The sequence below is a fragment of the Thermogutta sp. genome, assembly GCF_014359955.1.
In the GTDB taxonomy this organism is placed as follows: Bacteria; Planctomycetota; Planctomycetia; order Pirellulales; family Thermoguttaceae; genus Thermogutta.
This window is the reverse complement of record NZ_JACIYL010000052.1, coordinates 1-11,277: the sequence shown is the minus strand read 5'-3', so window position 1 is coordinate 11,277 and position 11,277 is coordinate 1. Positions and strand designations below refer to the sequence as shown.

9 protein-coding genes are annotated in these 11,277 nt (G+C 55.9%); all 9 read left to right on the top strand.

Annotated elements, in window-relative coordinates; all coding sequences use genetic code 11:
- Positions 1-1,043: dTDP-4-amino-4,6-dideoxygalactose transaminase (gene rffA / locus H5U08_RS03060; RefSeq protein ID WP_297029968.1), on the top strand; the 1,043-nt coding region annotated here is incomplete at its 5' end.
- A gap of 27 nt (positions 1,044-1,070) precedes the next feature.
- Entirely contained in the window at positions 1,071-1,814 is a 744-nt protein-coding gene (locus H5U08_RS03055) for a GNAT family N-acetyltransferase (RefSeq protein ID WP_297029966.1), read from the top strand.
- Positions 1,778-2,806, top strand: a complete 1,029-nt coding sequence (locus H5U08_RS03050) for a glycosyltransferase family 2 protein (RefSeq protein ID WP_297029964.1) — start codon at positions 1,778-1,780, stop codon at positions 2,804-2,806. Before H5U08_RS03055 ends, H5U08_RS03050 begins: the two co-directional genes overlap by 37 nt.
- Before the next feature lie 39 nt (positions 2,807-2,845).
- On the top strand, positions 2,846-4,024 hold the full coding sequence (locus H5U08_RS03045; protein WP_297029962.1) for a glycosyltransferase family 4 protein: 1,179 nt from the start codon (positions 2,846-2,848) through the stop codon (positions 4,022-4,024).
- Between the two features lie 14 nt (positions 4,025-4,038).
- Complete coding sequence (locus tag H5U08_RS03040; RefSeq protein ID WP_297029960.1) at positions 4,039-5,034, top strand: GDP-mannose 4,6-dehydratase; 996 nt, start codon at positions 4,039-4,041, stop codon at positions 5,032-5,034.
- Positions 5,035-5,061: 27 nt separating this feature from the next.
- On the top strand, positions 5,062-6,363 hold the full coding sequence (locus H5U08_RS03035) for a glycosyltransferase family 4 protein (RefSeq protein WP_297029959.1): 1,302 nt from the start codon (positions 5,062-5,064) through the stop codon (positions 6,361-6,363).
- A 123-nt stretch (positions 6,364-6,486) separates the two neighbouring features.
- The gene (locus tag H5U08_RS03030; RefSeq protein WP_297029957.1) at positions 6,487-8,172 is read left to right on the top strand and encodes an alginate lyase family protein; all 1,686 of its coding nucleotides are present in this window, start codon (positions 6,487-6,489) and stop codon (positions 8,170-8,172) included.
- Positions 8,169-10,154, top strand: a complete 1,986-nt coding sequence (locus tag H5U08_RS03025) for an O-antigen ligase family protein (protein WP_297029954.1) — start codon at positions 8,169-8,171, stop codon at positions 10,152-10,154. The genes H5U08_RS03030 and H5U08_RS03025 overlap by 4 nt, the downstream gene beginning before the upstream one ends.
- A gap of 60 nt (positions 10,155-10,214) precedes the next feature.
- On the top strand, positions 10,215-11,277 hold a 1,063-nt coding region (gene wecB / locus H5U08_RS03020), incomplete at its 3' end, for a UDP-N-acetylglucosamine 2-epimerase (non-hydrolyzing) (protein ID WP_297029970.1).

The window sequence follows — 11,277 nt, the reverse complement described above, 5'->3', positions numbered from 1 at the left end:
GCAGCCGATTTCTGGAAGAGCGCTTCGGCATCAAAAAGGTCCTCATGGTCCCTTCCGGAACGGCTGCCCTGGAGCTGGCGGCGATGCTCTGCAATCTTCAACCGGGCGACGAGGTCATCATGCCCTCGTACACGTTCGTCTCCACGGCCAGCGCCTTTGTACGAGTCGGCGCAAAACCCGTGTTTGTGGATATTCGTCCGGATACTTTAAATATTGACGAAACCAAGATTGAAGCGGCCATTACAGAGCGAACCCGGGTTATTGTGCCCGTCCACTATGCGGGCGTGGCCTGCGAAATGGACACCATCATGGATATTGCCCGGCGGCACAACTTGCTCGTTGTGGAAGATGCTGCCCAGGGCGTTAATGCATTCTATAAGGGTCGCGCGTTGGGTTCTATTGGGCATCTTGGGTGCTACAGCTTTCATGAGACGAAAAATTATATCTGTGGCGAGGGCGGTGCCCTGTGCATTAATGACGAGCGGTTTATCGAACGTGCGGAAATACTCCGCGACAAAGGGACCAACCGGCAGAAGTTCTTCCGCGGCGAGGTGAATAAATACACCTGGGTGGACGTGGGGTCTTCCTACGTGATGGCGGAGATTCTCGCCGCTTTTTTGTGGGGCCAGCTCGAATGCCTCGACTCCATCACCAACCGCCGACGCGAGATTTATGAGTACTACCGGACGGCTCTTTGTCCGCTTGCGGAGGCCGGGCTGCTCCGACTGCCGCATATACCGGCGGACTGTCAAAGCAATTATCATTTATTCTATATTCTCACGCGGACAGGCGAGGAACGGGATAAGATGTTGCGGTATCTTCGCGATAACGGCGTCCTGGCCATCTTCCATTACGTACCGCTCCATTCATCTCCCATGGGGCGCCGATGGGGATATGCGTCGGAGGACTTGCCTTTGACGGAAGAATTAGCCGCGCGCCTCATCAGGTTGCCAATGTTTTACGAACTCTCCAGCGAACAGCAACAATATGTTGTACACCTCGTGAGAACATTTTGTCGGTCCCCGGCGTCTACCTGCACATAGTCATCCACACACTGGCCGGCGCATTTCATGTTACCCAACGTGCTTGACTGGGATAGCAAGTTTTTTGGCTTTTCGGTGGCACGGGTTGATTGGTCAGGCGATGTCAGTCAGATTGCCGAGGCTATCGCGCATGCCAGAAAAATGGACGTGACGCTTCTCTACGTCTTTGGACCCGCTGATGCGAACTTTCCAGGCAATATTGTCAACAGTATTGTTAGCATATTTAAAAGCCAACGTGTGGAACTTGCAAAAGAGCTGATTGATGGCCCGAATCTCGCTGACAATCCTGAAGGTATCATCGCACTTGCTGCGACCAATTGCAATGTCAAGGAAGTCTCCGAGTTGGGGGTTATTGCGGGCTCGCATTCACGCTTTATGTGCGATCCGATAATCCCTCGGACGGTGGGAGAAAGACTTTTCCGCCTTTGGGCCGAAAACAGCCTGCGGGGCGTACTTGCAGACGCGAACTTCGGTTATTGGAGCGATAGTCGGATTATGGGATTTGTTTCGGTTCGACGGCAAGAGACAGGCGGAAGAATCATGCTCATTGCGGTCAGACGGGAGGCTCGAGGAGAAGGAATTGGATCGCGACTGGTTCGCGCTGCGGAAAGCTACGTGGCAGCAACTGGTGGTGATACAATCACGGTTGCAACTCAGGGGCATAACGAGCCGGCTTTTCGTTTGTATCACTCGGCCGGATACAAAGAGGTGGCTCGATCTGGGGTGTGGCACGTGTGGCTGAAACCACCCTCGTGGGACAAAATGGCATGAAGCCCTATCTGTCGGTGGTTATTCCCGTCTATTGTGGAGTAAACACCGTTCAGCAGGTTGTCGAAGGAGTCACGAGAATTCTAACAGAGGCCGGGATTGGCTTCGAAATTATTTTGGTAGACGATGGCAGCCCCGACGCGACGTGGTCAGTCCTGCATCACGTGCACCGAGAACGGCCGAACCTAATAAAAGCTATCCGACTGATGCGCAATTTCGGCCAGCACAATGCGATTATGTGTGGCCTACGCCATGCAAGGGGGGATTACATCATCACCATGGACGATGATGGGCAACATCCGCCAGAGGAAATCCCGAAGCTGCTTCGGGCCATCGAGGAAACGGGGGCCGATGTCGTTTATGGTGTGCCGCGTCAACGCAACCACGCTCCATGGCGCAACCTGGGCTCCTGGATTGTGGTGAGTTTTTATAAGCTGGTATTCCGTACCCGGGTGACTCCCAGTGCCTTCCGCATCATGCGGCGGCAGGTGGTGGAGGCAATCCTTTCCTATGATCTGAATTACACATACATCGACGGACTGCTTGCGTGGAACACGGATCGGATCGCGCAAATTGAGGTTGAGCATCGGCCGAGGAAAGTCGGCCGATCGGGCTATAATTTCGCCAAGCTGTTCACGCTGGCGATGAATCTTTTCACGAATTTTTCGCTTTTGCCACTCCAGATAGTATCGGCAAGTGGGATTGCGGTGGCTTTTGCCGGACTGGTTTTAGGCCTCTATTATTTCGTCCAAAAGATTGTCGGCAATATTGCCGTCCCTGGATATGCGTCGCTCATCGTGGCGGTCTTAATTCTCGGTGGGCTGCAATTGCTTGCCTTGGGCATTATTGGAGAGTATCTTGGTCGCATACACCTCAATATCAACAAACAACCCCAGTACACTATCAGGGAGTCGCTACCGTCGTTAAGCACCTCAGACAACACAATAAGCGAAGCTAATAACTCATCGAGCTCGCTCGACACCAACAATACGTAGATTCGATAGTAACCAATAGACTACGCCGAAGAGCTGAATATGCATCTCTGCGTTGTTACGCCCCAGCCGACGCCCTACCGCGATCCTTTCTGGAATACGGTTGCCGAGCAACCCGGCGTCGAGCTGGATGTGTTTTACTGTTACGCCAAGGGAGACGACAGGCCGTGGGAGATCGACTGGCCGTTCAAGTTTCATGCGGAGGTACTTCCCGGTCGCGCGTGGTTGGGGCAGCACAACGGGTACTGGAACCCGTCGATTCTCAAAAAACTGCGTGCGAAGCGGTATGATGCCATCATTCTCGGCGGCTACAACCACTTCACCATGCTGGCCGCGGCGTGGTATGCGCGGAAAAAACGGATCCCGTATCTGGTGATGTGTGAAAGTTTTCACGGCTTGAAACGGGCGCGCTACCGGAAGACCCTTAAAACGCCACTCGTCCAGTGGGTTGTGGGTGGGGCTGCCGGTATTCTCCCGACAGGGCAGCTCGCACGGGAATACCTCATCTCGTACGGTGGACGGGCTGATCGTTGTGCGTTCGTTCCGAACTCCCCCGATCTGGATTCTCTTCGCCGCGAAGCTGCCGCTCTTTACCCGAATCGCCCGGTTATTCGTCAGAGCATGAATTTGGGGAACGAGCCTGTGATCCTTTTCGTGGGGCGGCTCATTAATAAAAAGGGTGTGGACATCCTGTTGGAAGCCTTCGCGCGGGTGGTTCAAAATGTGCCCAGTCAGCTTTTGATCGCCGGTGATGGCCCAGAACGGACGAAGCTGGAAGAGCAGGCGGCTCGGCTCCGTGTGAACGATCGCGTTCATTTCGTTGGATTTCAGCAGCCGAAAGATTTGCCAAGGTTTTACTGTGCTGCAGACCTTTTTGTCCTCCCCTCCCGGACAGAACCCTGGGGGGTAGTGGTTATGGAGGCGCTGGCGTCGGGGTTGCCGGTGGTGGTCTCGAACTTGGTCGGCTGCTATCCCGACGTGATCAACGATGATCAGGTTGGAAGAGTTGTTGCCCCGGAGGATCCTCATTCTCTGGCCGAGGCTATGAGAGATTATTTGTTGAAGCGGCCCGACAAAAACAGGGTGCACCAAATTTGGGAACCTGTCTACCAGAGGATGCGTCACCCGGTTGTGGCGTCTAACCTCGTGGGGTTGGTTCGAGCTATATTGAAAGAGGACGGTTTGAACAAACAGGTGATATTTCCTGACCTTAAGAACTGATTGCGAGATATAACATGCGTATCCTCATTACCGGTGGTGCGGGGTTTATCGGTTCTCATTTGTGCGATGCCCTGATTGCCAGTGGCCATTCCGTGACGGTGCTCGATGATTTTTCCACGGGACGCCATGAAAATGTCGCGCACCTGGAAGGCCACCCGCTGTTTGAACTTGTCTGTGCCGACATCGCTGATGAAGGCATCGTCCGCGAGTGCGTGGCCAAGGCTGATCGGGTCTACCACCTGGCATCCGCGGTCGGGGTGCGATTGATCGTGGAACAGCCGGTCCGCACGATTGAAACAATCGTCCACGGCACCTCAGTGGTGATGAAGGCATGTTCCCGATATCGCAAGCCGGTCCTAATTACATCGACCTCCGAGGTGTACGGCAAATCCACCAAGGTCCCATTTTCAGAAGATGACGACCTGGTCATCGGCCCCTCCTACCGTCGCCGCTGGGGATATGCCTGCTCTAAAGCCCTCGATGAGTTTTTGGCCATGGCCTACTGGCACCATTCGCGGATGCCCGTGGTGATCGTGCGACTGTTTAACACGGTGGGACCGCGGCAGTCCGGGCAATACGGGATGGTGCTTCCCCGGTTTGTCCAGCAGGCCCTTAAGGACGAGCCCCTGACGGTGTATGGCGACGGCAGTCAAACACGTTGCTTTTGCCATGTGAAGGACGCCGTGGGAGCACTGGTGAAGCTCATGGAATTGCCGGAAGCCAGGGGGCAGGTGTTCAACGTAGGCAACCGGGAGGAAGTGTCTATTAGGGAACTGGCAGAGCGGGTGATCAATATTACAGGAAGCCGCTCGCAAATTCGCTATATTCCATTTGAAGAAGCTTACGGGGCTGACTTCGAGGACATGCAGCGCCGCGTTCCTGATTTGACGAAGATCGAAAAAGCCATCGGCTACCGACCTCGCTATTCGCTTGATGATATTATTCGCGATATTGTGGAGTACTATGCGAACAAGCTTGGTTTGAGCCTACGCGCAGGAATAACGCGGTAGCGACCAAGTGGGCATATTTGCCGGACTATGCACATTTTGTTTCTCACTCATTATTTCCCGCCGGAAGTGAACGCTCCGGCCAGCCGCACCTATGAACATGCTGTGCGGTGGGTTCGGGCAGGACACCGGGTTACCGTCATCACCTGCAATCCAAACTGTCCCACCGGCATTCTCTTTCCTGGCTACAAAAACAGGCTCCGACCTCAGCGGGAATTGATAGACGGAATCGAGGTAATCCGGGTGTGGACCTACCTCGCTCCCAACGCAGGAACGGTGAGAAGAATCATCAATTACCTTTCATATATGCTGACCAGTGTGCTGGCGGGCCTGTGGATCAAAAGCCCTGATGTCATCGTGGCCACCAGTCCCCAGTTCTTTTGCGGCTGGGCCGGGGTGATCCTTTCGCGACTGCGGCGGCGGCCGTTTGTGCTGGAAATCCGCGATATCTGGCCGGAGTCGATTGAAACCGTCGGGGCCATCCGGTTTCGACCGATCTTACGATTCTTACAGTTTCTCGAGAGAGTTATGTATCGCTCGGCCGACCATATTGTGGCAGTGGGTGAAGGCTATCGCAGGAAAATCCTTGAAAAGGTCAACATTCCGGAGCGGATTTCCGTCGTGATGAACGGCGTTGACCTGGAACGTTTTCGCCCGCAGCCGGCCGACGAGGAGCTTCGCCGGCAGTGGAACGGCGACGGAAAATTCGTCTGTGCTTACGTGGGCACAATCGGCATGGCCCATGGCTTGGACGTCGTTCTGGAGGCCGCTGAAAAACTGCGGGCCAGTGGACGTGATGATGTTGTGTTCTGGTTGGTAGGGGAGGGGGCCAGAAAAGAAGAACTGGAGCTTGAAGCGCGGCGGCGGGGCCTGGAGGGCAGAGTGGTCTTCACAGGCCGGTTGCCGAAAGAGGAAATGCCCCGGGTCATCGCGAGTGCCGACGCCTGTCTCGTCCATCTCCGCAAGACGGAACTCTTTGAGACGGTTATCCCTAGCAAAATTTTCGAGATGATGGCGATGGGCAAACCGATTATCATGGGCGTCCGCGGAGAAGCGTTGCGCATTGTCGAAGAGGCAGGGGCAGGAGTGGCGATGGAACCCGAGTCCGCGGAGTCGCTGTTGGCGTGCATTGAAAAACTACGCTCGGGCAACCTCTTCCCTGCCGACTATCCGCAGCGTGTACGAGAATATCTTCGGCGAAACTATTCTCGAGACGCTCTGGCGGAAAAGATGCTCAACGTCATTTGCGAATCAACCAGGATTCCAAAGGGTACCCAGGATTCTCCGCGCACACGCAGGGAATCTCCCTGTTTCACAGAAGTTGGTCAGTAGTAAGCCCCAACTATTGTGCAACCTACGGCGTCTCGCCTTTATCATACTCTTCGTTTTTACCGACCGCGGCAGATATTCTATCGTTTGCTTGCCAGGGCTAGAGGTCATCGGGCGCCGAAGCAGGTGCGAAGGCTTTGTGCCCAAAGGGGTCTAGAAGTTCATGGCCCACTTGATGGAATCGCCGAGCCCGTCGCTGAAGGCCCTCGCCTGGCCCTAGATAAACGCGGGGTCACTCTGCGGCTCCTCAATCGAGAGTATCGCGCCGGTTCCGAGCTGGACTGGCAGACCATCGAGAGACAAATTGCTTCTCGTCTTGGGCGTTTTCATCTCCACTATCACGAGTTTTTTCTGCCCAAGTGCAGGGGCGATGTCCTGCCCGCGACTCCCAAGCAAATTTGGCAATGGATCGCCGGTTGGATACAAAATTACAGCCTGCCTTCGAGCGTCTATTCACCTGACGCCTGGCACCCCTACGTCATTTCCAGGCGCATTCCCGTCTGGGTGAAACTCTTCTCTCTGTACCCACCTGAAGGCCCGTTGGCGCAGCGGGTGCTCGACTCGCTGTCTGCCCAGGCGCGGTGGCTGAGGAAGAATCTGGAATTCGATGTAAGGGGCAACCATCTTATTCAAAACCTTCGGGGTCTGGCGGTGGCGGGGGCTTTTTTTGCGGGGTCTGAACCCGACGAATGGCTCCGCACCGCCACTAAGCTGCTTTTTCGCGAGTGCCGGGAACAGATTCTCAGTTCCGGAGAGCATTTTGAACGCTCGCCCATGTACCATGTCGATGTTCTGCTGGCGCTCGCCGACATGCGAGATGCGTTCCAGGCCGCCTTGGGAAAGGCTCCCGATTATCTGGATGCGGTAATCGCCAAGATGGCGGAATTCCTGGGAAAGGTGCTCCATCCCGACGGTCAAATCCCTCTTTTCGGCGATAGCACACTCGATCTAACACCTTCGCCTCGCCAGGTGTTTGCGCGGCTGAGAATGGACTTTCCCAACCTTCAGCCGGAGCAAGCCGTGTCGTACCAGGTGGGCGATTACTGGATCTACCGCGAGGGTGGAAATTTTGTCATCTTTGACGTCGGCCCTGTCGGTCCGGACCATTTGCCCGCCCATGCCCATGCCGATTTACTGACTTTTGAGGCGTCCTGGAGTGGCAAGCGGTTGGTGGTGGACGCCGGAGTACACGACTACGAGGATTCTTTGGAACGGGCTTATTGCCGAAGTACCCGCGCGCACAACACGCTGGAAATCAATGGCCAGAACCAGTGCGACGTGTGGTCACGCTTCCGCATGGGCCGCCGTGGCTGGCCGGGGATTCTCCACCGCGATTCCATCAGCCCCTTCCACTATGCCTGGTGCACACACAACGCGTACCGGCATTTGGGTTGTCCCGAGGTCAGACGCCTGATTATGTGTATCGAGAAGGGACCATGGCTGATCGCGGATTGGGTGACGGGGCGATCCGAGGCACGCTTGGCCAGTCGGCTCCACATTCCAGGCGAGCGGAGTATTGGGAGTGTCTCTCAAGATGCGATAACGATCGAGCTCCCGCCGGACCGGCTGCTCATCGAGCCCGGCTCCGCTTCGGGTCACACCTGGGCGCAGCAAACTGCTCAATATTTCCCCCATTTTGGTATAAAAGAATCGGCCCACGAACTGGTTCTGGAGGGAACCACGCCCAATGTCCTTGTTTGGCAAATCCGTAGCCACGCTGCGGAGTCTGCTGGATTCGCTGGCGGTGATAGGACGGCAAGTGTCGTCCATCGTGGCCACGAGTGCGTCGTGTTTTTTGAAGGAAAAAGTTGACGTTACATTTCTCTGATACCGCTTACCTGGACATCCGGTCTGCGTGGGCCGTCTTCCAGAGGATTTCCGCCTGGGCGGCGGTCTTGATCGTGGCCGCTGCGCTGCTGGTTGGACCTCTTGTGGAAGGGGCAACTTCTCCGGTCTGGCTTGCTGCTCTTCAAGTGGCGGCAGCGGCAGTCGGCTTTCTTGGGCTCGTGACATTCGGGAGGCAGGTTCGCTTTTTTTGGCTTCCCATCGCGGTGTTGGGAATCGGACTGATTCAGACCTGCCCACTGCCCGGTGAGTTCGTCAAAGCCATTTCACCCGCGTCCTATCATGCTTGGACCTTCGCGTCGGATTGTCTGGGCCAGCCTCTCGCCCCTCGACTTTCGATTGCCCCGGCTGCAACCCAATTGGCGATCCGACAACTTTTTCTGACAACTTTGGTGTTCGCAATAACCGTAGAGCTGGTTCGCGATCACCGGAAGGCAGCATTTCTCGGGTGGGTGCTTGCTTCGATTGGCGTAATCGTCCTGGCGTGGGGTTGCGTAGAATGGGTGACCGGTCGCGATGTGATCAGCCCCGCATCGGCAATGCGCTGGCCATTTGGCTACAAGAATCCCCTCGTTGATCCACTTCGTTCGGCTGCCTTCGGTCGTACGCAAAATCTCCAGGTGGGCGGAGTTTCACTCTCGTTGCCTTTCTGGGTTCTTGGCGACGGATTTGGCCCTTATTTGGTGAGTAACCATTTTGGCGGTTGTCTCGAACTGACAATCCCAGTGGTCTTTTCCCTTCTTTGGTTAAAACAAAGAAGGCAGGCGACGGCCTTGTCACTTGCGGGGGCAGGGACGGGAATTCTGGCTGGGCTCATGGCTACCACTGCCATCGCCGTCCTGGCCCTGGGAGCTTCCGCGCGGGCAGCCACCGTGGGCGTCCTGCTCGGATGTACCTGGGTGGTCTGGCAAAGAACGACTGGAAAGTGGCGACGGCTGGTTGGATTGGTTTTTTGTCTGGAACTTCTTGGCTATGTTTGTCTTTTCGCTTTATCAGCTTGGGCAGGATTCTCTCCTCAGGTTGCCGAGACCGAACGTACCGCGAATATGCTTGACCTTATCTGGACTTCTATCGGTGGTGCTCAGTGGCGCGTTTCCCAGTGGGGCGTGTGCTGGCGGATGTTCATGGGCGCACCCGTCACCGGAATCGGTTTGGGTGCCTACAGGTTCGCTTCACCGTTCTATAGCGATTCCGAAGTTGTTACGGCATTTGCCCATGCCGACTATTTTGAGTTTCTCGCGGAGGGCGGTCTCCTGGGTATTGCTGTGCTGACGATATTCCTGGCTCAGATCTGGAAACCGGAGAGTATACGCACTTTTACACGAGACTCAGTCGATAATCCCCTCCTCGCGGGCGCTGGCGGGGCCCTGGTAGCATTTTTGCCTCACGGGTTTGTTGACTGGAATCTGCACATCCCTGCGAATGCATTGCTATTCGCTATGATATCGGGACTCGTGGTCGGATTGATTGATCCAAAGACGTCGGGACGCGTTTTCAGCAAATCGATCGTTCTATTCACGAAATTCGTTATATGCGTTATAACGCTCATTTTTTGTGTCGGCGCGATCATTGGTGCCTTCCGATATGCAAAAGCAGCAACGTCGTTGGAATCCATGCGTCACGCCGTGCTGTGTAATATGAGTCCGAAACCGGCAACGCCATCGGTCGATAGGAGAGCCCTCCTGCTCCGTGCTTTGCCGTCTGCGCTGGAAGCTGCCCGAAGGCCGTTGTCTCCTGTGGACACGCCCGTTTTGATCGGTCTGGCCTATCTTTACCTGTCGGAGGGTAAACCCGGGTTAGAACTTCGGCTGGCGGAAGAGTGGTTCGAACAGGCCCTAGCAGGCACCCCCCTTCGGCTGGAGCTTGTGGCAACCATCAATGAAATCCGGTTGTTGATTGCCACATCTGAGAATTCCAGGAATGTTGAACAGGGGCGATCCGCAAGGTAGGTTTTCTAGCAGCCAAAATCTCCCTCTCTCTACGGATTTACGGAGACCAACGGGGTGACGATGAAATTCTTCGCCTGTGTCGTCGGTGCGCGACCGAATTTCATGAAGATGGCCCCCATTTTGCGGGCACTGCGGGCGTATCCACAGATCCGTCCCATTCTGATTCATACCGGTCAGCACTACGATCCCCAACTGAGCGACGTCTTTTTTCAGGACCTGGAGATGCCGCGGCCCGGTGTGCATCTCAACGTCGGTTCGGGAACACACGCCCAGCAAACCGCAAGAATTCTGGAGAAGATGGAGGAAGTGCTCCTTGCGGGCACGCCCGAGGGTAAAAAGTTCGACCGCGTCATTGTGGTGGGTGATGTGAACTCCACCATGGCGGCGGCCCTGGCGGCCGTCAAGCTGGGGATCCCGGTCGCCCATGTGGAGGCCGGTCTCCGCAGCTTCGACCGCTCGATGCCGGAGGAAATCAATCGCATCGTCACCGACGCGGTCGCAGACATGCTGTTCGTCTCCGAACCGTCGGGCGTGGAGAATCTCCGTCGGGAAGGGCATTCAGAGGAGCAAATTCACTTGGTCGGCAACGTGATGATCGATACGCTCCTGGCCCTGTTGCCACGTGCCCGGGAAATAGGCACGCCGCAGCGTTTGGGACTTCCGGTCGGGGAATACGCCGTTGTGACACTTCATCGGCCGAGCAATGTGGATCACGCCGAGGCGCTTTCAGGGCTTCTGGAAGTCCTCGCGGAAGTGGCGGCCGAGCTCCCCGTGGTCTTTCCCATTCATCCACGCACGCGACAAAGGATCGAGACGTTTGGGCTGGGGCACCTCCTGGATGGCCAGGGAAGCGGCTCTCGCAGGATTTGGGCCCTGCCGCCACTGGGATATTTGGAGTTTCTTTCGTTGACGTCCCAGGCGAAAGTGGTCATCACCGACTCAGGGGGATTACAGGAAGAGAGCACCGCCCTGGGGATTCCCTGCCTTACTGTGCGACCGAACACCGAGCGACCCATTACGGTCAGTGAAGGCACAAGCACCTTGGTGGGGAATGATCCGGTCAAACTCCGGTGCTGTCTGGAAGATGTTTTGGCAGGCCGCTATAAAACTGGCAAGTGTCCAG

Bases quoted from the DNA above. Each gene is read 5' to 3' on its own strand.
- H5U08_RS03035 (WP_297029959.1), top strand. From the start codon at position 5,062: ATGCACATTTTGTTTCTCACTCATTATTTCCCGCCGGAAGTGAACGCT.
- H5U08_RS03055 (WP_297029966.1), top strand. From the start codon at position 1,071: ATGTTACCCAACGTGCTTGACTGGGATAGCAAGTTTTTTGGCTTTTCG.
- H5U08_RS03040 (WP_297029960.1), top strand. From the start codon at position 4,039: ATGCGTATCCTCATTACCGGTGGTGCGGGGTTTATCGGTTCTCATTTG.
- H5U08_RS03045 (WP_297029962.1), top strand. From the start codon at position 2,846: ATGCATCTCTGCGTTGTTACGCCCCAGCCGACGCCCTACCGCGATCCT.